The organism is Pseudanabaena sp. PCC 7367 (assembly GCF_000317065.1).
Lineage (GTDB): Bacteria > Cyanobacteriota > Cyanobacteriia > Pseudanabaenales > Pseudanabaenaceae > Thalassoporum > Thalassoporum mexicanum.
Map to the genome: position 1 here is coordinate 3,904,649 of NC_019701.1, position 21,652 is coordinate 3,926,300.

At 47.8% G+C, this 21,652-nt stretch carries 19 protein-coding genes; 13 read left to right on the top strand and 6 right to left on the bottom strand.

Annotated features, from left to right (window positions below; all coding sequences use genetic code 11):
• Positions 1–195: 195 nt before the first annotated feature.
• The 5 genes from PSE7367_RS15650 to PSE7367_RS15670 all read left to right on the top strand — a co-directional run bounded on the left by PSE7367_RS15650 (position 196) and on the right by PSE7367_RS15670 (position 6,246).
• Positions 196–804, top strand: a complete 609-nt coding sequence (locus tag PSE7367_RS15650; RefSeq protein WP_015166328.1) for a nitroreductase family protein — start codon at positions 196–198, stop codon at positions 802–804.
• Between the two features lie 360 nt (positions 805–1,164).
• Positions 1,165–2,040 carry a lipid kinase gene (locus PSE7367_RS15655; RefSeq protein ID WP_015166329.1) on the top strand — a complete coding sequence of 292 codons (876 nt, stop codon included), beginning with the start codon at positions 1,165–1,167 and terminating at the stop codon, positions 2,038–2,040.
• Positions 2,041–2,234: 194 nt separating this feature from the next.
• Positions 2,235–2,762, top strand: coding sequence for a hypothetical protein (locus tag PSE7367_RS15660; RefSeq protein ID WP_015166330.1), 528 nt, complete (start codon positions 2,235–2,237; stop codon positions 2,760–2,762).
• A gap of 405 nt (positions 2,763–3,167) precedes the next feature.
• The gene (locus PSE7367_RS15665) at positions 3,168–3,947 is read left to right on the top strand and encodes a DUF928 domain-containing protein (RefSeq protein WP_015166331.1); all 780 of its coding nucleotides are present in this window, start codon (positions 3,168–3,170) and stop codon (positions 3,945–3,947) included.
• Between the two features lie 28 nt (positions 3,948–3,975).
• Positions 3,976–6,246, top strand: a complete 2,271-nt coding sequence (locus PSE7367_RS15670) for a CHASE2 domain-containing protein (RefSeq protein WP_015166332.1) — start codon at positions 3,976–3,978, stop codon at positions 6,244–6,246.
• 27 nt (positions 6,247–6,273) lie between these two features.
• On the opposite strand, the gene PSE7367_RS15675 is transcribed toward PSE7367_RS15670, so the two are convergent.
• The 3 genes from PSE7367_RS15675 to PSE7367_RS15685 are packed head-to-tail and all read right to left on the bottom strand — an operon-like array spanning position 6,274 to position 10,287.
• A complete protein-coding gene (locus PSE7367_RS15675) occupies positions 6,274–7,956 on the bottom strand; it encodes a DUF4335 domain-containing protein (protein WP_015166333.1) in 1,683 nt (560 codons plus the stop codon).
• Positions 7,949–8,536, bottom strand: a complete 588-nt coding sequence (locus tag PSE7367_RS15680) for a DUF3038 domain-containing protein (RefSeq protein WP_015166334.1) — start codon at positions 8,534–8,536, stop codon at positions 7,949–7,951. The genes PSE7367_RS15675 and PSE7367_RS15680 overlap by 8 nt, the downstream gene beginning before the upstream one ends.
• A 23-nt stretch (positions 8,537–8,559) precedes the next feature.
• On the bottom strand, positions 8,560–10,287 hold the full coding sequence (locus PSE7367_RS15685) for a SagB/ThcOx family dehydrogenase (RefSeq protein WP_015166335.1): 1,728 nt from the start codon (positions 10,285–10,287) through the stop codon (positions 8,560–8,562).
• Positions 10,288–10,649: 362 nt separating this feature from the next.
• On the opposite strand from PSE7367_RS15685, the gene PSE7367_RS15690 reads away from it, so the two are divergent.
• From PSE7367_RS15690 to PSE7367_RS15700, 3 genes are all read left to right on the top strand, one after another.
• On the top strand, positions 10,650–11,591 hold the full coding sequence (locus PSE7367_RS15690; RefSeq protein ID WP_015166336.1) for an IS5 family transposase: 942 nt from the start codon (positions 10,650–10,652) through the stop codon (positions 11,589–11,591).
• Between the two features lie 55 nt (positions 11,592–11,646).
• Positions 11,647–12,483 (top strand): DNA/RNA nuclease SfsA, encoded by an 837-nt coding sequence (sfsA, locus tag PSE7367_RS22775; RefSeq protein ID WP_015166337.1) that lies wholly within the window; start codon positions 11,647–11,649, stop codon positions 12,481–12,483.
• 85 nt (positions 12,484–12,568) lie between these two features.
• Entirely contained in the window at positions 12,569–13,051 is a 483-nt protein-coding gene (locus tag PSE7367_RS15700; RefSeq protein ID WP_041698544.1) for a DUF4079 domain-containing protein, read from the top strand.
• Between the two features lie 24 nt (positions 13,052–13,075).
• On the opposite strand, the gene clpS is transcribed toward PSE7367_RS15700, so the two are convergent.
• Positions 13,076–13,396, bottom strand: coding sequence for an ATP-dependent Clp protease adapter ClpS (gene clpS, locus PSE7367_RS15705; protein ID WP_015166339.1), 321 nt, complete (start codon positions 13,394–13,396; stop codon positions 13,076–13,078).
• A 209-nt stretch (positions 13,397–13,605) separates the two neighbouring features.
• Positions 13,606–14,292, bottom strand: coding sequence for a DUF192 domain-containing protein (locus PSE7367_RS15710; RefSeq protein ID WP_015166340.1), 687 nt, complete (start codon positions 14,290–14,292; stop codon positions 13,606–13,608).
• Between the two features lie 9 nt (positions 14,293–14,301).
• Here PSE7367_RS15710 and PSE7367_RS15715 point away from each other — a divergent pair, with 9 nt between their 5' ends.
• From PSE7367_RS15715 to PSE7367_RS15725, 3 genes are all read left to right on the top strand, one after another.
• A complete protein-coding gene (locus tag PSE7367_RS15715) occupies positions 14,302–16,518 on the top strand; it encodes a glycoside hydrolase (RefSeq protein ID WP_015166341.1) in 2,217 nt (738 codons plus the stop codon).
• 10 nt (positions 16,519–16,528) lie between these two features.
• On the top strand, positions 16,529–17,083 hold the full coding sequence (locus PSE7367_RS15720) for a late competence development ComFB family protein (protein ID WP_015166342.1): 555 nt from the start codon (positions 16,529–16,531) through the stop codon (positions 17,081–17,083).
• A gap of 182 nt (positions 17,084–17,265) precedes the next feature.
• Positions 17,266–17,484, top strand: coding sequence for a hypothetical protein (locus tag PSE7367_RS15725; RefSeq protein WP_015166343.1), 219 nt, complete (start codon positions 17,266–17,268; stop codon positions 17,482–17,484).
• Between the two features lie 156 nt (positions 17,485–17,640).
• Here the strand turns inward: PSE7367_RS15725 and cobT are convergent, their stop codons facing one another.
• Entirely contained in the window at positions 17,641–18,765 is a 1,125-nt protein-coding gene (gene cobT, locus PSE7367_RS15730) for a nicotinate mononucleotide-dependent phosphoribosyltransferase CobT (RefSeq protein ID WP_015166344.1), read from the bottom strand.
• 267 nt (positions 18,766–19,032) lie between these two features.
• On the opposite strand from cobT, the gene PSE7367_RS15735 reads away from it, so the two are divergent.
• Both PSE7367_RS15735 and sat read left to right on the top strand, forming a co-directional pair.
• Complete coding sequence (locus tag PSE7367_RS15735) at positions 19,033–20,097, top strand: late competence development ComFB family protein (protein ID WP_015166345.1); 1,065 nt, start codon at positions 19,033–19,035, stop codon at positions 20,095–20,097.
• Positions 20,098–20,373: 276 nt separating this feature from the next.
• Positions 20,374–21,564 carry a sulfate adenylyltransferase gene (sat, locus tag PSE7367_RS15740; RefSeq protein ID WP_015166346.1) on the top strand — a complete coding sequence of 397 codons (1,191 nt, stop codon included), beginning with the start codon at positions 20,374–20,376 and terminating at the stop codon, positions 21,562–21,564.
• The last annotated feature ends 88 nt before the right edge of the window (positions 21,565–21,652 follow it).

Consider the following 21,652-nt stretch of genomic DNA (forward strand, 5'->3'; position numbering starts at 1 on the left):
TTGTGCAACCGCTATCTAGTTTTTCCTCCACTAACCTCCACTAATTAGCATGACTATCATGCTGTTAAGGGGGTTGAGGAAACTTGGAATCTTTGCCTAGCAATAGCATAAGCTTGAATTAATCCTTTTTCAGACAAATCACGTTATGGTGGATATTGAAGCCAGAATAGCACCATCAAGCATACCTAAATAATTATGGAAAAACCTGCCCCAGCCGATCACCAACTAGATCAGTTAATTGCCAGACGCTGGAGCCCACGAGCTTTTTCAGGGCAACACGTTGAAGATGAAAAGATTTTGTCATTATTAGAGGCAGCAAGGTGGTCGGCCTCTTCATTTAATGATCAACCCTGGAATTTTATGGTGGCTAGACAAGCTGATACTCTTGCCTATCGCAATATGCTGGATTGTTTGGTGCCTGGCAATCGCGCCTGGGCTCATGTTGCGCCGGTGTTGATGTTAGCGATCGCCCGCAAAACATTCCGCCACAATGATCAGCCCAATTCAGTTGCCCTCTATGACACTGGTGCTGCTGCCGCCACCCTGACTTTGCAGGCTCTGAGTATGGGGCTATTTGTACATCAAATGGCGGGATTCGACGCGGAAAAGGCGATCGAGACTTTCAAGCTACCTGACCATGTGCAACCAATGGCAATGATAGCGATCGGCTATCCTGGCGATCCAAGTAACCTACCTGAAGATTTGCGTGCCAAAGAGGTAGAAGCAAGAACCAAACAATCACGCTTGCCCCTGGCTGATTTTGTGTTTAAAGATGAATGGGGTAACCCGGCACCTTTTCTATAACATCTTCTATAACATCAAACCTGCTAACGCTGATCCAGATGCTGGCAAAACATAACTACAAATCTTCGCTAAATCTTCGCTAAATCTTCGCTAGGCTTTGCACATTGCAAATCAATTAGAGTCAATAGATTCACTCTTTTAAAACTCCACCAGATTAGTCATATCCTTAACAATGTGATATTGCCTTTTGTGGGGGCATGTTGCGTTTATGGTAGTTCACCTGGAGTTAACTTTACCTGAGCTAGAATTTACACTAACGCTCTATAGAAACGTCGCAACCTAAATAGTAATAGGGCTATTGGGTATTTGCGCAGCGTCGCCCCAAGCAGTGATCGCGCTTCAAGTTAGTTCCAAATTAATATGTCAAACCCTGCCACTGCTCTACTCTTACTCAATCCCCATGCAAAGAATGGACAGGTTTCGCCAGAGGCGATCGCCGCTCAATTTGAGCAACTGGGATTGACCACAATACTAGAGTTAACTGAGAACCCAACCCAGATTTCGGCAGTTATTTGTAACTATGCCGCCCAGATTGACTTTGTGGTGATTGGTGGCGGTGATGGCACGCTCAATGCAGCTTTAGCAGGTTTAGTGGATACCCAAATCCCCCTGGTGATCCTGCCTTTGGGCACTGCTAACGATCTAGCTCGCACTCTTGAGATCCCCAATGCATTACCGGCGGCCTGCCAATTAGTACAAACGGGGAAGGTAAAGCAAATTGATCTAGGTTGTGTGAATGGGCATTATTTTCTGAATGTGGCTAGCATTGGGCTAAGCGTAGATATTACCCGCAGACTGACCAACATTGCCAAAAAGCGCTGGGGCGCAATTGCCTATGCGATCGCGGCTCTGCAATCCCTAGGTGAGTTGAGAACCTTCAGAGCTGAGATTCAGATCGATGGTAAATCCACCCACAGTCGCACTATTCAGATAGCAGTAGGAAATGGTCGCTTCTATGGCGGCGGTATGACAGTGGCAGTAGATGCCGCGATCGATGACCAGAGCCTAGATGTATATAGCCTGGAAGTAAACCACTGGTGGGAGATCGCCAATATGCTGCCGGCATTGTGGCTAGGACGGCATTTAACCCTGCCCAATGTACATTACGATCGTGGCCAAAGCGTAGAAATTAGAACTAAGCGCCCTTTACCAATTAATACCGATGGCGAGCTGTTAACCCATACCCCGGCGAAATTTTACTTGCTGCCCAAGGCGATCAAAGTTATGGTTCCCTAACTAATTTGCAAACTAATTCGTAGTGCTTTTCACTTTCTGCAATAACTGCTCAGCTTTGCATTAAATCCAAGCGTCCACAACCAACGTATAGGAAAAGATTTAATTATTTAATTGTGAGACCATGAACTGTGGCAGCCTCATAGCAGCGTGTAATATAAGTAACCGAGATCTTTCTGCGCCATCATAAATTCCATATGAATAACGACCCAGCCAAAGCTAACTTAAATAAAAAACAAACCAAAAGCGATGATATTACCCTGGGTGTTGCAGTTAGGAAACTACCCTGGTTAACACCATTAGCAGTGTTTCTTTGGTATGCCCTATATGGCTGGGGACTAGCCGCGATCAATTCTCCCCCTGTCTATTGGTTTGGGGCTACTGGCGTTGCTGCGACTTTGTCGATCGCTATGCATACGGCATTTTTACTAGCAGTGCCAATTACGCTAATCACTGCCTGGGTAATTGCCTCACCCTTGCTCATTGATGTGCTCATTGTCAAAGGTGGCGATCGCCTTCAGCAAGTTGCTAACATCCTGACCGGTGGGATCGCCCTATTTGCCCTTAGTTTTGTGCTAGCTGCGTTTTGGTTTGCGGTCTTATTTTGGTTTAAGCGACAAATGGAACGCACCGATCTAAGCAGAACCAGAAGCTTTGGCATTCTCACCAGTATTAGTTGTCTGGGGTTGGGGTTTGGTTGGTTAATTGAGCAGATCATTAGCTGAGTTAGATAATTTTTATAATTTTAAATTGGAACCTATTTAGCTCAAATCAGGTCTTAGTCATATAATGCTTGCAAAAGCCTTAACGGAGACAAGGTTTTACTTGATCGGTGTAAGTGTCTAAAAACAAGGGCTACCCTGGTTCAGGATCACAGCGCACAGCTTTTGATATTAGTTATCATATGTCTGTTAGATCTTTTAGCTATTTTGAGGTTAAATCAGCTTGAGGTAGCCAGTAAACAATTACCTGGTTGGCCTAGATCTAACTCCAGTAGCCTTATTTAATGATCAACCCTAATTAAGACTGGATCTTAAAATCAAATTTCAGGATTATTAGATTGCCAGATTTTCAGGTTTTCCGGCTTTCAGATTTTCAGATAAAAACATTGAGCAGAGGATGTTTGTACTATGGCTTTTCTAAAGCACCCAGGATTTAAACTAGCATTAGCCACCCTTGCGGTTTCGCTAGTGAATTTGAGCACTGCATCACTATTCTCAGTTGCCCAAGCCCAGAAAATTCGCTACCAGCCGCCCAAAAATATTGGTGCACCACGCAGCACATCTGGCGGCATCACTAGAGATCTAGAATGTGTTAAAAGTGGAATTGCGAGTTGCCTGCTGGCGGTGGTTCCAGCGGATGCGCGATCGCTCGATCATGTGCCCCTAACGATCGCCGATCGACCCACAATTCTGTTCCATTTGCCCCAGAGCGAAGAAGCCAGAATTGTGTTTAAGATGTTTGAAGAGACTGCAGATGGTGAAGAATCTGTTTATTACAAAGCATTTTGGGTGGATAATCCCAAGTCTGGCATCATTAGCTTTCAGCTACCGGAAGATGCACCAGAACTGGAGCTAGATAAAAATTATCGCTGGTGGATTTCGATCAGTGCGCTGGATGTTCCCCCTGGCCAAAAGTTAGAAGGTTATATCCGCCGGATTGAGCCCACTGCTGAACTGAGTCAGTTAAATTCCGTGGCCGATAGCCTGGAAAAAGCCGCTACCCTAGCCCAAGCAGGCGTTTGGTATGATGCAGTTGCTACCCTGGCTAATTTGCATTTTGCGGATAGCGCTAGTGCTATCTATACCACCGAGTGGACTGGCCTACTCAATTCGATCGAGTATGACGGTGTGTCATTGGTGAAGATCGCCGAGCAACCAAAGACTGAATATGATGTGGCTGATGAATAGTCCAGCAATAATTTACTAAGATTGCCTCATGTGGTCAAGCTTAAAAGGGTGGTTGTGGGAATGGCGCGGCGTTTTGGTCGCTGGGCCTAGTGCGGCAACAATCATAATTTTGTTACGGCTGATTGGTGCATTGCAGCCGCTGGAATGGGGAGCGCTTGATCAGTTTTTGCGCTGGCGACCAACCGAGTCCACCGACGATCGCATTGTGGTGGTGGGCATCGACGAAACTGATATTAATCGGCTGGAGCAATGGCCTGCTAGCGATCGTGAATTAGCCAAGTTGCTGGAGTTAGTTCGAGCCCAGGAACCAGCAGCGATCGGCCTGGATGTGGTGCGCGATCGGCCAATGCAACCGGGGCACGATCGCTTGATCGAAGTATTTAAGTCCACGCCTAATCTGGTTGGGGGTGGCAAGACTTCCTATGGGGTTGCGCCAGGAGAAGCCATCCTGGGGAATGAAGCGATCGCCCCGCCACCAGTATTAGCAGAATTGGAACAGGCCGCCCCAGTGAACCTGGTACAAGATAGTGATGGCACAGTGCGACGTGGTCTGGTGGCAATTCAGGTTAATGACCAGGGCGACAGTGAGGTTAGTTTTAGCCTGTACTTGGCCGCGTTGTATTTTGAAGCCAATCAGATTCCCTATGTGGATACGCTGGATGCAATTATGCCCTTCAGCAGTAATTTTGGTGGTTATGCGGTGGCGGATAACAGCGGTAAGCAGTTTTTGCTGGATTACCGGCGCAGCGATCCCAGCTTTACGATCGTGTCGATGTTTGATGTGTTGGATCAAAAAATCGATCCAGAACTAATGCGCAATCGGGTTGTACTGATTGGGGTGACGGCGGCAAGCGAGAAAGATTATTTTATTACCCCCCTCGATCGCAGCATTTGGGGTGACTTTGGCGAAACCTCTGGGGTAGAAATCCACGCCCATATGGTGAGCTATTTTCTTAGCTATGTGGCCGATGGCCGAATGGGGATTCGGGTCTGGTCAGAACCGATCGAGTGGCTCTGGATTCTGGGCTGGGCGATCGCCGGCAGCATAATTAGCTGGAAGTGGCGACATGCGGGTGGCAAAGGCAAAGAGACCCAATCGCGGGTTAATTTTATCTATTTGTTTATCCAAACGATTTCTACCCTTGGCCTGGTGGGCTTGTTGATCGGTCTGAGCTATGGTGCTTTTCTGGCTGGCTGGTGGATTCCGGTGGTGCCACCGCTAATTGCGACCACTGTTTCCGTGGCTTTGATTGTCGGTTATATTGCCCAGAGTGCGGCGGAAATTCGGACTCAATTTGGTCGCTATTTATCCGATGATGTGGTGGCAAGCTTGCTGGAAACCCCGGAAGGGCTCAAGCTGGGCGGGCAGCGCCGCGAAGTGACGGTGATGATGTGTGACCTACGCGGATTTTCCTCAATTTCGGAACGGCTCGATCCAGAACAGGTGGTTCAGATTTTGAATATCTTTCTGGGCACGATGGCCGAGGTGATCGTTAAATATCGCGGCACGATCGATGAGTTTATTGGCGATGCGATCCTGGCTATTTTTGGCGCGCCGATCTTGGGGGAAAATGATGCCGAGCGGGCGGTTGCCTGTGCGGTGGAAATGCAGTTAAAAATGACCGAGGTCAATCAACGTATTACTGCGCTGGGGCTGCCCAAAATTGAAATGGGAATCGGCCTGAATACTGGTGTAGTGGTGGTTGGTAACATTGGTTCTACTACCCGCGCCAAGTATGGCATTGTGGGTAGCAATGTTAACCTTACGGCTCGAATTGAATCCTATACGGTGGGTGGTCAGATCTTGATTTCAGAACCCACTTACAAAGCGGTAGATAGCTGTGAGATTTCTGGCTCGCTGCAGGTGGAGCCGAAGGGGGTCACCGAGCCGATCACCATCTATGACGTGAGCGGGGTGAGTAAGTATGATTTGCAACTTGCTGGCAGTGAATTTGAATTGTTGCCGATCGCTAAGGATGTGATTGTTGAGTATAAGGTTTTGCAGGATAAACATCTGGGTAATGATGTATTTGAGGGCAGGGTAATGCGGTTGTCTCCCAATGGGGCGGAGATTATTACCGATGAAGAACTTACACCAATGACTAATATTCGGCTGCTGCCGCCGCTAGGAGTGGATCAACCCCAGGCCGACACTGGCTTTTATGCGAAGGTGCTCGATCGCCCAACTGAACCGCACAATGGCGATCGCACGATTTATATTCACTTCACCACGATTCCGCCGGAAGCCGAGGTATGGCTGCTTAATTTGTATGATGAAGCCCAGAAGGTTAAAGCTTAGTTAGCTATTTATTCTGGATTCAGCTTGCTAATTGATTTGCAAAGTGAGTTTGATCTGGACAGATTTTGAACTATTACTAAACCCCACAATCGCCTCGATCGGTGGGTTCCAGGTACTAAGCGATCGCTCAATTGGATTAGCTAGATCATTTGAATCACCAACAAGACTGGAAGCACTGCGATCTAATCTAACCTGATTGGGCTGGCCTGGTTGGAGCGTAATGACAAAAGTGGCGGTGCCCGATCGATTTAAATTGCCATAATCAGCAAAATCATCAGAGTTATATAAATTTTGCGATCGCAAATGTTGTTGTAATGAATTGGCTAACCTGGTTTGTTCAGTATTACTAATGCTTTGACCATTCAGAGCGATCGTAACTATCTGGATATTTGCGCCTCTATTATGATCGCCAAACGATTCAGTAGCCGATACATCACCATCGAGATCATTAGTGTTGCTGCGGCCGATCGTGGCTGGTTCCGATCGTTGGGATAATCGACCTGGCTGAATCTCCTGGTTGCGTTGACGAGATTCTAGTTGTTCAGATGGTGCTATCCCTGTCACTGCTTCATCTTTAGATTCATTATTATTAGAGCTAGAACTATCTCCAGGCGTTGTAACAGATGGGAGGGGCGTACTAGCGCTTGGATAAGGTGGTGCAGTGGGTTGGGGTAAAGCAGGATTATTGCGATCCTGACGGTCTTGACCCGCGATCTTAGCTGGCGGACTAGCTGGGGAATTAGTACGTTTTCTAGCTGCTCTGGGGCTGGCGTTGGGTTTAATATTGCGGTTAGCGCCAGAATTATCGATCGGCGCATCATCTAAGCTAGTCTCATTCCGTTGCAAATCAGTTGGCTGATCGGCCGGTACGGTCGCTGCATCTTGTCTAGCAGAACTCTGAGGTGATTGAGCTTCTGGTAGCTCTGGCAAACTGGCAAGTTGATCTAACTCCGATTCGATCGCTTCTGGCTCGACAGGATCTAGATTCAACTCATTTTCAAGGCTTGACTTGGCTGTCGGTTCGTCAGCAGTTACTGGTAACTCAGCCGCCGCATCAGTTTCCGCTGGTTGATCATCAGGATCAGAGGGTAGGGGAGTTGACTCCTTAGCAGTAGTTTCAGGTGCAGCAGGAGCGATCGCGTCTGAATTATCCAAATCATTTGACCTATCTGGATTAGATTCCGGCGCAGACGTTGCCACCGTAGTTTCATCCTGGCGTGCCAACTGGGGCGAAAATTGGGGCGTAATCAATCGCACTGTGCCCAACGAAACCCCGATCGCCGCTACCAATACCGCCGCCACCTTGAGCCAGTTGGGGGTAACCCGCTTTAGTTCCAAATCCAAGCTGGGTAAAAGGGTTAGCTCATTGGTGCATTGCTCCAAATTGGCCACCAGATCAAATAATTGCAACGTTGAGAGGTTTAATTGCTTGAGCTTGGGCAGCACCAAATTATGGTTGAGCGTATAACCAGAGTCATTGGCCAGCGATCGATCGACGTAATTAACTACAGTTTCGATCGTGGTTGCCAATTGTTGCTGATTTCCCTTTACGGTGCGATTACCAACTTGCAATCTAAAGCGTAAATTACTGGCGATCGGTCGATCGCTCCATTGCGACATTGCCGCATAATTAGTCCACACCTCCAACAGGCAGGTTGGTTGCTGATAGCGTTGCAGATGGGTGGTGGCGCGGGATTGCTGACTATTCATGGCTGCGGCTGCGTTCCAAGAGGGCTACCCACAGACGACGCGATCCGGTGGGGGCACTGTAGAACAAAAGATCGATTAGTAATTTCAATGCTAGCTTTTCTAACACCGAGTTGACAATTTGCGACTGGTCAATATTCATTCGATCGCCATAGAGATTATTAAACGCATCGAGATAATCGCCTAAAATTGGTGCTTGATAAGGTAGACGATTTTGCGCCGAACAAGATTCCAATTGGCCGATCGCATTGCGGATTTCGGTCTGTTTTTGGGCAGCCAGGTGGGAGCTAATCAAGGCCATCGCCCTGGCTTCATCCACATCCAGCTTTTTGCGGCCACCTTTGCCCTTGCGCAACGGATTGGCCTGCCGCCAGCGCCACAGCGTGATCCGATCGCCTAGCACTTCCTGAAGCTGTAAATCCTGAGCCGCTTGCAAGATCGCCTCCGAGCCAATTCCGGTCAAGGCTTCCAGCGCTAAAATCACCAGATCCAGATGGGCTTTAATCTGGTGGAGTTGCTCTGGTGGTTGGGGCTCGCTCGATGAGGGTTCTGTTGCTGAAGAATCAGGGGTTTCCAGTGCCATTGGTCAATTTTAATCCCCCACCATTAACGCGGTATACCGATCGTAGTCACATATAAAACCGCCGCTTCGGCCGAAATACCCAACACCTCATTCACATGATCATCAAAGAAGCCACCAATCCCACTGACACCCAGTCCCAGCTTGAGCGCGGCCAGGTTTAGTTTTTGCCCCAAATGCCCCGCATCCAGGTGTAAATAGCGATAGGCACGATCGCCATATTTTGCGATTGCTTGCCCCAGGTCAGCGGCATGAAACATCACCACCGCTGCATCCCGCCCCAAGTCCTGCCCCAAACAAAGAAAATGCAACTCCTGCCGGAAATTCTTGAACCGGATCTGGCGTAGCTCTTGCGATCCGGTTGCGTAATAATAACAACCATCCTCCAGGCCATTTACTGCCGAAGCCGCCACAAAGGTTTGAATTAGGCTCAGATCAAAATAATCCGGTTCGCCGTCCAGCCCCTGTTCAACATAATTCTGGCTTTGGTAAGTAAAATCCAGCAGCAACTTTAATTGTGCCAACTCGATCGCTTCACCGCGAAAGGCTCTGGTCGATCGCCGCGAAATAATGCAATCTTCGAGGGAAGTTAAGTCGCCAACTTCATCTACCCAATCAACTCTCTGGTCAGTGGCGATCGCAATTTTGGTGCAAAACGGAAAGTTATACCGATCGTCGAGCGGGTAAGAATTGGCAGTCGATTGCCCAGCTTTACTTTGTGCCTCCGGTTCCGACTCGTTGCTCAGCACTTGCTTACTGCGATCGCTCAAGTTTGGTTCAGGGTTACCAGAGGTGGATTCTGGTGCTGGTTCTATTTCTGTGGCCTTGCTGCCAATGGCCGGAGCATCTAACTTGGTGGCCTGATGGAAATAGCTCAGCAGTTCTGATTCGCTCAGATCGGGAAAGTTGGTATGGGTGGCGGAGGCGATCGCTGTAGTAGGAGAGGTGGCGATCGCGGCATATCCCTGGCTGTTGGGATCTAAATTGCGCCCCCTGGCCTCAATGCCCCGACATATAAATTCATTCTCTTGCAGGTCGAGCAGGGGAATGATCGCCGTTGCGCCTTCTTCTGCCCCGTCTAAATAGAGCAACTCATTAACCACATCGTCATTAAACCCACCCACCAGATAGGGCCGATAACCAAAGATCGCTGCTGCTAGCTCAATGTTGCCCAACAGGTGCCCCGTATCTAAATATATGCGCCGATAGGCACGGGCTTGATATCGCCAGGCCGATCGAAAAAATACTGCCGTAGTGGCGATCGCAATTTTGGTTTGTGCCAGAGTTGGATGCTGAAAACAGGCTGCCTCTAATTTCTGCCAAACTTCAGTATCTGCCCAAAAGTGCACCAGCGTATGGTTTTTAGGCTGATAGTTATACAACCCAGCCGGTAGTAATGCTGTGCCGCCAGAGATCAAATATACCTCAGCCGGATAGAGTGCACCTGCCGACGGAGCCGCCCGCAAATAAACCGGATCGCCATTCATGGTCAAAAACTTAGCCGTCAGCCCATAGCTACAAAACAGTAGTTTAGAAAGTCGATGCCAGCGTTGCGCCAGCAGGCTTTGCCCTTCTGCTTTTTGATCTGGCACCAGGTGGGGCTTGAGATCATAAACATGCCCCAGCTTGTATTCCTTGTAGGTAGATGGTTGCTCGCCCCAATTCAGGCGATGATTGTTGTTGCGCAAGCCTTCTGGGTCGTACTTGGTGCGGCTGTGGTAATGCTGGGCGATCGAGATGGGCAAGTCTGACATGAGCAGTAATTAAGCTACTACTGTACTCTACAACTATTTTTGAAGCTTTCTTAGCTCTTGTGAGGATTGATAAGCAGATAAGAACTAATCAGGCGATCGGGCTCTCTGTACAACTACTTGGCAACTAATTTATGACTAATAAAGATATCAATTTGGCAAAATATCACACCTAAAAAGCAATAGCAAAATTTTGAGCCTCACCCTTGATAACTCACCCAGCAGGATCTAGGCAGGTAAGCGGTCAGTAGCTAAACTGCAAAAGTTAATCTTCCATAATTTTTAACTACCAAAAATTAACTACTAATAATGGCGTTGTTGCATAAAAGAAACGGAGCGGTAGGTTATGGTACGTTTTAACTACCATGAAAAAACCCCCACAATACCGCGTCCGCAACTGGCAAGAGTATAACAAAAGCCTCAAACAGAGAGGAAGTCTAATTTTCTGGATTAGCAAGGAGGCAATAGAGATGTGGCTAGAGCCAGAGCGATCCGGCAACAGAGGCGCATCAAACAGATACAGTGACCAAGCGATTGCGACGATTGCGATGCTCAAGAGCATATATGGATTGGCAGGCAGACAAGTCACCGGTTTGGTCGAATCATTATTTACCCTGATGAACATAGACTTACCGGTGCCAGACCACAGCACAGTTTCAAGACGGATGGGCAAATTAGCGATCGAGTTACCCCATCAAAAGACTCAGGCAGCGAGACATGTGGTGGTTGATAGCACCGGCGTGAAAGTTTACGGAGAGGGAGAGTGGAAAACGCGTCAGCATGGCATAGGTAAGCGTCGCACCTGGCGTAAAATTCATCTGGGCGTAGATGAGTCAAGCGGTGAAATTCTTGCGGCAGCGGTTACCAGCAACCAATATCATGATGGCCAAATTCTACCTGAACTGCTTAATCAGATTGAGGATGAAATTAAGCAAGTATCTGGGGATGGTGCGTATGACCATCGTGACTGTTATGATGCAATCTCTGCTAGACAAGCCCAGTCAGTAATTCCACCACGCAAAAATGCCAAAATTTGGCAACATGGCAATTGTAAAGCACCACCGCATCCGCGTGACCAAAATTTACGGCGCATCCGTAAGGTTGGTCGTGCCAAGTGGAAACGAGAGACTGGCTATCATCGGCGCTCACTGGCAGAGACTACTATGTTTAGATTGAAGACTATTTTTGGCGGTAAGTTACGCTCACGAAATTTTGATAATCAAGCGGTGGAGCTGTTTTTACAGTGCGTGGCTCTTAATCGTATAATGATGCTATGCAAGCCTGATTCTTACCTGGTTGAAGACTAAATTGGAGAATCTTGGCAGGAGTATTGTCCCTTTCTTCGATTCATGCAACAAAGCCATGCTAGTTTATTCATTCCCAGAACTTTCCACTGGCAAACTGGTCAAGCGCTACAAGCGATTTTTCGCCGACATTGAACTAGAAAACGGCGAGATTGTTACTGCCCATTGCGCCAACACTGGCCCGATGACTGGGATTTGTACGCCCGGTGCAACGGTTTATGTATCCCATAGCAACAACCCTAAGCGCAAGCTTAAATATAGCTGGGAGTTGATCGAAGTGGATCAAACGATCGTGGGAGTCAACACCAGCCTACCGAACAAGGTGATCGGTGCAATGCTGGAGCAACGTTTGCTAGAACCACTCGAACCCTACACCAGTTTTAAGGGCGAAGTGAAATATGGCCAGGAAAACAGCCGGATCGATTTTTTGCTCACCAGTGAAGTAGCCCAAACCTATGTAGAAATTAAAAATACCACCTGGGCAAAGGGCAATCTGGCACTCTTCCCCGACACTGTGACCACCAGAGGCCAAAAACATCTGCGCGAGCTAATGGCGGTAATGCAGGAGGCTCCTGAGCAAAAAGAAGTTAGTGGCGATCGCCCTGCTTCCAAAACAACTAGCGCCAGGAAATCCACTAAGTCGGGTAAGACTAAATCGACTAAACCAGAGCAATCACCAAAATCGTCACTTCCTAATCTTGCTACCAAAGCAGCCCTCATTTACTTTATCAATCGCCACGATTGCGATCGCTTTACCCCAGGTGATGAGGCTGATCCTGAGTATGGCAAGCTGTTTCGAGCGGCGATCGATCGCGGTGTAATGGTCTTACCCTGTCGATTTGAGATTTCTCCAGCAGGGATTAAATATCTCGGTTTAGCAGAATTAGTGATTTAAACTCATACAAATAACTTAATATTTGGTTAATATTTGTAATAACAAGAGAAACACTAAAAAACCTAAAGCAATCGCTGATATGACTATGGCAATCCAGATTCCGGACAGTATTCAACCTATTTTTACCTTTGCCCATCCCGCGCTGATGACAGCAACCATGCTGATCGCATTTTATTCGCTCTATTTAGGGATTCAATCCTGGCGCACGCGTTTAGCTAAGGGCGATGAAAAGAAGAAATTGCTGGAAGGTAATTTTGCCAATCGCCACTTTCAAATCGGCTCTATCTTTTTGGTATTGATGGTGATGGGTGCAGTTGGTGGCATGGCAGTTACCTATGTGAATAACAATAAATTATTCGTAGGACCTCACTTGCTGGCTGGGCTGGGTCTAATTAGCCTGGTGGCGATCTCAGCCTCGCTGGTGCCGTTCATGCAAAAGGGCAATGCCTGGGCTAGATATACCCATGTATCGATCAACTTTGCCCTGGTGGGGATTCTTACCTGGCAGGCGTTGACTGGGTTTGAGATCGTGCAGCGGATTTTAGACAGCATGACGAAGGCTTCTTAGGCTCTATGACGCTTTCTAGCTAAGCTAGGCAGGTTCAGGTGGAGCCATCGTTAAGCCAGCATTTTTTAGCTGCGCATAATACAACTCTGCCTGTTCCTGGGGGCCAACCCATACCACGGCCAATCCTTCAAAATGCACCTGATTGGTCAATTCCCAGGCTCTGGCCTCGCTCATACCAGGAATATATTTAAGCAGGCAGGATGACACATGCTGAAAAGTGTTGAAGTCGTCGTTGAGGACAATTACTTTGTAGTTGGGGTAGGGCTTGCGGACAGTTTTGGGATCGGCTGTCTGGACTCCTTTGCTGGGGGCTTCTGTTACCGCTGCGATTGATAACATTGGCATTGGCTCAACCTAAATATTATTTTCTGCTTCAATTAACTATTTATAGCTTTTATGGGTCGCTAATAACGAACTGTCGATATATGGATTATTGATATCACAAACTATATTAGCGGTAAAACATGAGTCGGGATAGTCACAGAGCGATAGGTACTAATTAACTCTAATTAACTAATTATCGCGTCCACATTTGTCGATATTTATCGATGAATCTAATCAGATGCGTCCAAAGCCGTAACTTTGATCTGGTCACCCACTTTTATGCCTAACTCCTGGGCACGGCCAGTCCTCAGCTCAATTACCCGATCGGCCAGAATTGGCGTGCTAGGGTAGATCGCACAGGGCTCGCTGGTGCAGGGGGGAACGGAATGCTCGATCGCTACTACTTGATCATTGAGCAAAAAGATCATATCCAGATTGACCGGCACATTTTTCATCCAAAAGGCCACCTGTTTAGCGGGTTGAAAATCAAATAACATGCCGCGATCGGCGGGCAGCTCTGGCCTAAACATCAAGCCTAAAGCCTGTTGCTGGGGGGTGCGAGTTACTTCTAGCTCAATTACCTGGTCGGCGATTGTCGCGGTGGCAGTAATGGGTAGAAACTGAGCCTTTTGGCGATCGACCTCAACAGCGGCAGCGATCGCAGATTGCTCATTTTGACTAGTTTGGATCTGCGGCATAGTAGTAAGCTTAGTTGTACTAGATTTTGGATTTGCACAACCAATCAGCAAAATGCTAGCTAAAGCCACACCCATAACTAGACCTCGATGAGGCTGCGTCAACCTGTGGCCAACTTGGTTAGACATCATCACCAGCATATTTTGGGTTTTATTTTTAAGCCGATCGCCTGCTAAGCTCAGCTCAGTTTTATTTGTTAATCCTTTTTTTTGATCTAGCATTTTGCTCCTATGTCCTCCTTGCCACTGTATGTCGCTTTTATCTGGCATCAGCATCAACCACTTTACAAGAGCTTTGCGACTGGGAAATATCGGCTGCCCTGGGTAAGGCTGCATGGCACTAAAGATTACTTAGACTTAATGTTGCAGTTGGCAAAATTCCCCCAACTACATCAGAATGTTAACCTATCGCCATCCTTGATCAGCCAGATCCAAGATTATGCCAACGGGAGCGCATTTGACCCATATTTAGAACTCACCCTAACGCCAGTCAAGCAATTATCTCGATCGCAACGTCTATTCATCATCGAGCGTTTTTTTGACGCTAATTATCGTCGGATGATTGCGCCCTATCAACGCTATCAAGAGCTATGGCAACTGCGGCAGCAATATGGTAGCACCTGGTGTTTGGCCAACTGGCATGAGCAAGATTTTGATGATTTGCTGACCTGGCATAATCTGGTCTGGTTTTCGCCCCTGGCCAGAAATAATGATCCAGAGATCCAATCCTGGTTTGCTAAGGGTAGGGATTTTAGCCTGAGCGATCGGCAGCGGATCTATTCCAAGCAAAAGGCAATTTTGGGTCAAATTCTGCCCCAACATGCCAAAATGCACGGCACTGGCCAGATTGAAGCTATTACCTGTGCCTATGGCCACCCGATCATGCCCTTGATCGCCGACACCAAGTCCGCCAGGGTTGCAGATCCTCAGATGCTATTACCGGGGATTAGGTTCCGCCATGAATTTGATCTGGAATTGCATTTAAATAAAGCAAAGGAAATTTACGGCGAATATTTTCAGATTCAACCTGCTGGCCTGTGGACACCAGAACATGGCGTTAGTCCAGCTATTTTACCCCTGGTAGCCAAGCATCAATTTAAATGGCTATGTGCAGATGAAGGGGTATTGGGCTGGAGCTTAGGACATTATTTCCGGCGTGATGAACAGGGGTTGGTGAGTGCCCCAGATCTGCTTTATCGCCCCTATCGATTGGAGACTTTGTACGGCAACCTGGCGATCACGTTTCGGGATCGGCGCTTGTCTGACCTGATCGGGTTTAGCTATAGCTCAATGTCTGCCGATGATGCGAGCAAAAACTTTTGCGATCAATTGTTGGCAATTCATGAACAGCAACAGCGGGAGCCCACTAACGGCAGCGAGCGCAAGCCCTGGTTGGTGACGATCGCCCTGGATGGCGAAAACTGCTGGGAGTTCTATGAGCAAAATGGGACTGAGTTTTTAGAGGCACTTTATAGTCGTTTGGCTCAGCTTGATGCGATTAAATTGGTTACCGTCTCTGAATATATTGCTAGATTTCCGCCCGACGAAAAGATCCCGCCCCACCAACTCCATAGCGGATCATGGGTGGAGGCAAATTTCTCTACCTGGATTGGTGATCCAGTCAAAAACCGGGCCTGGGAGCTGCTCGGCGCAGCCCGTGACACCCTGGCTCAACATCCTGAAGCCACCTGGCAAAATAATCCCGAAGCCTGGCATAGTTTGCTGGCGGCCGAAGGATCGGATTGGTTTTGGTGGTTTGGTGAGGGGCATAGCTCTAATCAAGACCATATTTTCGATCAACTTTTTCGGGAACATTTACAATCCCTTTACCGAGCGATCAATGAACCCACCCCAGCCAGCCTCTACTACCCACTTGAGCCACATAAACCCTCGATCAGCCAGCAGCCTGGCAGTTTCATTCAACCCACGATCGATGGGTTTGCCAGTGATCAAGAGTGGCAAAATGCTGGTTACCTAGATATTGCTGCTCACGGTACAATGCACAAAACTAAAGCATTGCAAAGATTATGGTATGGTTTCGATCACTTTAATTTCTATTTACGCTTAGATTTTGCGGAACCACTACCCCTGCCTTTGCCAATTGTGCATTTATTTTGGTTTTATCCGGGCAAAAGACACTACAATAACTCTATTCAATTGCTAGACTTGCCAGATGTGCCCCCATTAAACTATCTATTTCACCACCATTGTGGAATTGATCCATCGGGGCGATCGGCATGGTTGCAAGAAGCAACGGAAAATGGCTGGAAAAATATCTCATCTCAGGTGAGAATGGAGTTTAATCAGTGCCTTGAGCTAGCGTTGCCCTGGAGTGATTTAGCGATCGCCCCAGCCAGCCCAGCCAGACTAGTGATTTTAACTAGCGCTGGTGGTAAGTTCCAGGTAGCATTGCCAGAGTATACAGTTATCCCTATTGAGGTGCCATAGAGATCTAGCTGTGGAAAAAAAGACAAGTATAGAATTAATCGTTGAACAGGCCTTACAAGATGGTTATCTGACTCCTGCCATGGAGGCGGAGGTAGGGCGTATTTGTGATAGTGCCCTAGAGCTATCGGTAGAAGAATACATGGCCCTCGATCGGCTGATGGGTTCTTTGCTCACTGGCGAAGTAGTCGCTGTGCCGCGCAAGCAATTCATCAACGTGATGGAAGAGTTGGTGCTGAGTGAGGCCGTGGCCAGGGTTGCCGAAATTGAGGCCAGCACGAATAATGTTTTGGATTTGGGCGATATTGCGGCCTATGCCCTGAACCGCCTACCGCCCCTCTATGCCACCACCGAAGAAGGCGCAGCCTATCAACGGGAGCGGGCTCTGGCTGATTTACATCCCCTAATTGCCCAGCAGGTGAAAGAAGCGATCGAGCGGAATCTCGATCGACCCGAATTCTTCCCCGAACGCTCAACCCTGGCGCAGAAGAACAAAGAAGGCGTGCTGACTCAAATTAGCGCCCTGCTTAAGACCTATGCTCCTGATTATGAAAAAAAATCTGATTAGTTGTGATTAGTTGGTAAGTAGTGCAATCTAGATCTAGATAAAGATTTGGGGGGAATTACGCTAGCGCTAAACTCGATCCAGTGATTATGACCTAGACAAGTTGATGTGATCTTAGAAGGGCTTATTGCGGCTCGATTCCTAGCGGAATATCCACATGCCTAATTCACTGCTGAAATATAACTATGGAATTATTCCTATCTTTAGTTGGGGCAATAGTTATTTCATTGGTGGTTGTGGCGATCGCCTACCAGCTAGCCAAAGAATCAATGTACCGGAAGCAATCTTTTCTGGGAAAGCCAACCCATACATGGTCGGAATATAACTTGTTTGGTTTATTCATCATTTTATTTCCGGTTTTGGTGGTAATTTCTACGATCGTGATTGCTTTCATTATTCATTAGCTTTTTGAAAGAGATTGAATGACTTGCAGGCAAATAATTTATTTGCGTTAGTTGGTTTTGCTTAACTAATTTCATTGAACTAACGCTGATTTACACTCTACTTATCGTCAAGTTCTAAGCTATGGGCGATCATTGGTAGAATAACGTTTGCAAATTCTATGTACTCGACTGATTGCTGAGCAAGCTGGCTAGCTGAGTTTCAATGCTAGTCAATAGTTCAGATTGTGACCAGTTTTGATATAGCGTAGCGGCGATCGCCAACCCACCCGCACCCACCCCTTCTTTCACAAAACCCTGTTCATAGGCACGCAGTTGCGGATATTTAGAATCAGCAAAACTAAGTTGGGTGGCCAACAATGGCACATCGCCAATTGCCTGGGCAAGACCAACCGTATCGCCAGTAGGGTCTTCAGCCACCCAGCGGGTTGTCCCCACCACAATCTGAGTGGGTTGCCAGGCTAATTGATATGTTTGCGCTAAAGCCTGCATCAGGGCATAAATCGCCAACATCTGAGTGCCACCAGCCAGCATTACACCCCCAAAATTACTCGCCGCGATTGCCATTCCCGCCACCACAATTTGCATTGGATCGCCAACCGCCGCCACAATTGCGATCGGATCAGCCAATAACTTCTGGCGATTAGCTTGCCCCAATCCCGCTTCTACTAGTTGCCATTTCTGAGCGTGGTTGCAATTGGGATGGGAACTATTGACCATGCCCTGTGCTTCTAGCCCCAAAGCAGTCAGCACTGCCAGGGCTGTTGTAGTGCCACCAACCACACATTCTCCCACAATTAAATATCTACCCATTTTGCCTGGTTCGTTAACTAACTGTTGCCCCAGTTTCTTGCCCCAGGCTAGTCCCTGCTGCCATAAATGCCACACTACCTCGATCGGCAAGGCTGCACCACTGCTTAAACAGTTAGCCGGCTGTCCCCCTAAATCGATCGTCGGTACGGTTGGTGCATGACGTAATCCCGCATTAAACAGGTGATGGGGTAGCCCTAATCCGGCAATTACGGCTCTGGCAATTAGAACCGGCGAAGCTCCAGCCATGAGCGGCGGCAGCGGGAAATTGGGGTTATGTCCCAGGCTCAAGAACTCAGCGTCGGCGATCGCTGTAAATTGGCGATCCTCTGGCGTGGCACCGGCGGCGGAGATGCCAGACAACAAGCCTGTATCAGTAAAACCCAGCACACAGGCGAAGGTGGGCTGTTGATGTTGGTGTTGCGATCGCCAAATCTTAGCTTGCTCTGGTTGGCAATATGCTCGGATTGTCATTAGTTCGTTGATTTTTGAATCTCTATTAGCTTAACCAAACCAAATCCCACAAAATCCACCCACTCACTACCTACCTATTAACCCACTCTTTCTTACTGATTAGAAAAGGGAAACCTTATAAAGTGAAATCAAGTCAGGGATTGCAGATCAGAGTTAGTTAACTCCAATTTGCTTACCCTTGGGAATGACGTGACGCATAACAAAATCAGATTTCGATCGAAATTTGGGCAGATATAAACCATATTCGGAATATAAAATTTAGGGCACATGGCAAGCTTTAGGAATGTTTTAGAAGATCTGGTGGTTCGGGAAGCAAAGTTACGGGTTAGTCACTTGCGTCATGAAGCTATTCCCAAACTGAATGTAGGCGAAGTAATTGCCTACTCCCTGAATCGATTGCCACCGATGTATGCCACTACTCAGCAGGGTTGCCTGAGGCTAAGAGCCCGGATTCGCAATGAGATCGGCTATCAGATTTCGGAAACAGTACGCCGTGCCATTTCTGCGGTTCAGGTAGGAGATCCGCTTCATGATCCTAATCCTTTACCGGAAACCGAACTAGTAGGTAGCGCCACAGCGTTGGCCAAATTGCAAAAAATCCTGGGCGATCCCCACATGCACTGGAGTAAAGTGCCAGAGTCAGTGGCTTGGGCGATTTCCAAGGCTGGTTCGGTGTCGATGGAAAGTTTTAATGCCCTCAGTCACAATCGCCGCAGTAATGTTGCCAGCATTAAAGAATATTTGCGCCGATCGCGGGAGCGCCGTGCCCTGATTGCCTCAAATTCTTTGGGTGGGAATTCCGATGATGATAATACCCTGGGGCATGAAAATAGTGCTACGATCGCCCACTGTGAGTTTGAATTATATATGTCTAGAGCCTATCTGGGCTATTGTAATGTGCTGGAACGGTTGGTTCTAACTCTGGCTGAGCTTCAAATTAGCCGCCTTGCCCCAGAAATCCGCGATCGGATTGATGCCGCCGAGGTCACCGCCTTTACCTTGAACCGCTTGCCACCTATGTATGCCACCAGTAGCCGTGGTCTACAACAGCTCCACCAAAGAGTTAAAGCCGAATTTGCTAGCAGCATCAATCGCACTTTGTACCATGCAATCACCGTGATAGTAGATTCACCCCATCGATTTACTACGCCATTGCCCTATGACAAATTTGACCAAGAGCAATCTGAAGCGATCGATCAATTAAAACTAATTCTCAATCGCCCCGATCTCAATCCTAAAAATATTGCCCATGTGGTTGAAGAAGTTCTGGACCAAAAGGTCAGCGATAGCCTGGGGCGCGCTTCCAGCTATATCATGTTGAATAGTGGTTGAATTCAGTTGATTTTGGTAGTCAGAAGAACTAGATTGGCTCTGGTATGGGCGTAAGTTTTTGGCAAAGGCCATTTAAGCCAAGCTTGGGCTTTAAGGCTGGCATCCTTAAGATGTGCAAGACTACCATCGCTAGATGAGCATTTATGATCAAATTAAGTCTAGCGTAAGTCTAACGACTGCGATCGCCATATTTTAAGATTGTCTTTATTAAGTTGGCTTTTAGCTTGTAACATTACTATGTATGTAAGTAGTTCTAAACGCTAAAGTCAAAAAATTATGACGCGATCTATTGAGACAATTGCCGCTCATGGTGGTCAGTTAATTAATCGCATTGCTGCCGATCGGCAAAAACAAGATTTCCTTGCCCAGGCCGATCGCTTACCCAGGGTGCAACTATCTGAACGATCGCTCTCGGATTTAGAACTAATTGCGATCGGTGGCTTTAGCCCGCTGACCGGATTTATGAACCAGGCTGACTATATCGGCGTGGTTGAGAACATGCGCCTGGCCAATGGTTTACCCTGGTCGATCCCGGTGACGCTACCTGTCGCTGAGGCGATCGCTAACCAACTGGAATTAGACAGCCTGGTACGGCTTGATGATCCCAATGGGGAATTTATTGGCGTACTGGAGCTAAGCCAAAAATATACCTATGACAAGGTGCATGAAGCCTTGCATGTTTATCGCACCAATGAAGACAAGCATCCTGGCGTAAAGGTGATTTATGATCAAGGTGAGGTAAACCTGGCTGGTGATGTATGGCTGTTGGAGCGCCGCCCCCATCCCCAATTTCCTACCTATCAAATCGATCCGGCAGAATCCCGCCAATTGTTTCAAGAAAAAGGCTGGCGGACTGTGGTGGGTTTCCAGACTCGCAACCCGATCCACCGCGCCCATGAATATATTCAAAAGTCGGCACTGGAAATTGTCGATGGTTTGTTCCTGCATCCACTAGTTGGCGCTACCAAAAAGGATGATATTCCCGCAGATGTGCGGATGCGTTGCTATGAAATCATCCTGGAGAAATATTACCCCCACGATCGCGTGATTCTGGCGATCAATCCTTCGGCGATGCGCTATGCTGGCCCCCGCGAGGCAATTTTCCATGCCCTGCTGCGGAAAAATTATGGCTGCACTCACTTCATTGTGGGTCGTGATCATGCTGGGGTGGGTGATTATTATGGCACCTATGACGCACAACATATTTTTGGGGAATTTGAACCCGGTGAATTGGGCATCACGCCATTGATGTTTGAACATGCTTTCTATTGCAAGCGTACTGGTGGCATGGCCACAGCCAAGACCAGCCCCAGTTTGCCAGAGGAACGCATTCACCTGTCGGGTACGAAGGTACGCGAGATGCTACGCCGAGGTGAGTTGCCACCACCACAGTTTTCGCGCCCAGAGGTGGCCTCTGAATTAGCCAGAGCCATGCAGGCGATCGCCCAATCTGAATCGAATGCTTGAATGCTTAGTTCCATAGCAATACCAAAACATACAAAATATCATAATGCCCGTTAGTCGTGGCAATGTGCTAATCAATTCCCACCGGTAT

Excerpts from the sequence above, each read along its gene's own strand:
- PSE7367_RS15650 (WP_015166328.1), top strand. The coding sequence starts at position 196 with ATGGAAAAACCTGCCCCAGCCGATCACCAACTAGATCAGTTAATTGCC.
- PSE7367_RS15655 (WP_015166329.1), top strand. The coding sequence starts at position 1,165 with ATGTCAAACCCTGCCACTGCTCTACTCTTACTCAATCCCCATGCAAAG.
- PSE7367_RS15660 (WP_015166330.1), top strand. The coding sequence starts at position 2,235 with ATGAATAACGACCCAGCCAAAGCTAACTTAAATAAAAAACAAACCAAA.
- PSE7367_RS15665 (WP_015166331.1), top strand. The coding sequence starts at position 3,168 with ATGGCTTTTCTAAAGCACCCAGGATTTAAACTAGCATTAGCCACCCTT.
- PSE7367_RS15670 (WP_015166332.1), top strand. The coding sequence starts at position 3,976 with ATGTGGTCAAGCTTAAAAGGGTGGTTGTGGGAATGGCGCGGCGTTTTG.
- PSE7367_RS15675 (WP_015166333.1), bottom strand. The coding sequence starts at position 7,956 with ATGAATAGTCAGCAATCCCGCGCCACCACCCATCTGCAACGCTATCAG.
- PSE7367_RS15680 (WP_015166334.1), bottom strand. The coding sequence starts at position 8,536 with ATGGCACTGGAAACCCCTGATTCTTCAGCAACAGAACCCTCATCGAGC.
- PSE7367_RS15685 (WP_015166335.1), bottom strand. The coding sequence starts at position 10,287 with ATGTCAGACTTGCCCATCTCGATCGCCCAGCATTACCACAGCCGCACC.
- PSE7367_RS15690 (WP_015166336.1), top strand. The coding sequence starts at position 10,650 with ATGAAAAAACCCCCACAATACCGCGTCCGCAACTGGCAAGAGTATAAC.
- sfsA (WP_015166337.1), top strand. The coding sequence starts at position 11,647 with ATGCTAGTTTATTCATTCCCAGAACTTTCCACTGGCAAACTGGTCAAG.
- PSE7367_RS15700 (WP_041698544.1), top strand. The coding sequence starts at position 12,569 with ATGGCAATCCAGATTCCGGACAGTATTCAACCTATTTTTACCTTTGCC.
- clpS (WP_015166339.1), bottom strand. The coding sequence starts at position 13,396 with ATGCCAATGTTATCAATCGCAGCGGTAACAGAAGCCCCCAGCAAAGGA.
- PSE7367_RS15710 (WP_015166340.1), bottom strand. The coding sequence starts at position 14,292 with ATGCTAGATCAAAAAAAAGGATTAACAAATAAAACTGAGCTGAGCTTA.
- PSE7367_RS15715 (WP_015166341.1), top strand. The coding sequence starts at position 14,302 with ATGTCCTCCTTGCCACTGTATGTCGCTTTTATCTGGCATCAGCATCAA.
- PSE7367_RS15725 (WP_015166343.1), top strand. The coding sequence starts at position 17,266 with ATGGAATTATTCCTATCTTTAGTTGGGGCAATAGTTATTTCATTGGTG.
- cobT (WP_015166344.1), bottom strand. The coding sequence starts at position 18,765 with ATGACAATCCGAGCATATTGCCAACCAGAGCAAGCTAAGATTTGGCGA.
- PSE7367_RS15735 (WP_015166345.1), top strand. The coding sequence starts at position 19,033 with ATGGCAAGCTTTAGGAATGTTTTAGAAGATCTGGTGGTTCGGGAAGCA.
- sat (WP_015166346.1), top strand. The coding sequence starts at position 20,374 with ATGACGCGATCTATTGAGACAATTGCCGCTCATGGTGGTCAGTTAATT.